The organism is Actinomycetospora chlora (assembly GCF_039542135.1).
In the GTDB taxonomy this organism is placed as follows: domain Bacteria; phylum Actinomycetota; class Actinomycetes; order Mycobacteriales; family Pseudonocardiaceae; genus Actinomycetospora; species Actinomycetospora chlora.
Genome location: NZ_BAABHO010000228.1, coordinates 1 through 514 on the forward strand (window position 1 = coordinate 1; position 514 = coordinate 514).

Annotated in this window: 1 protein-coding gene; it reads left to right on the forward strand. The window is 31.3% G+C overall.

Features of this window, described 5'->3' with window-relative positions; translation table 11 throughout:
• A partial coding sequence (locus ABD994_RS31545; protein ID WP_345425824.1) for a hypothetical protein occupies positions 1–402 on the forward strand: 402 nt, incomplete at its 5' end.
• Positions 403–514 lie beyond the last annotated feature (112 nt).

Consider the following 514-nt stretch of genomic DNA (forward strand, 5'->3'; position numbering starts at 1 on the left):
GTGTTCCTATCAGTTCCAACCGGATTATCGAAATCAACTTTTCATCTGACCATGCAGATCATGGGGAATAAAACCATTAACATGAAAAATTTAATATTTATACTAATCAGTATCTCTCTGTATTCACAAAATAATATTTTACAAAACTTCCCTTCTAATCAAATACCATATAAAGATGGTTATGTCGGATTTTATAAGGATTTTCACGATATTGTTATTGAGAAAAATATGCAGCCATGCCAAAATCCACAAGAAATGTACCAATTTAATGTACTCATAACTCAGGATTCTGAAATAAAATTTATTAAAGATTTTGGGGGGAAGCAGATAGCAGAGAACAAATGTGCTTATGACTTAGCAAGAACTGTTGCTAAATATCAAAAAGGATGGATTGCTGCTTAAGTCAACGGAACTAAGCAAAGTGCAATCGCTACATTTATTATTTATCCTGATGATATATTCAATAGATATTCTACAGGATATTTACCCTCAATTACGTATCCGATTTATAATG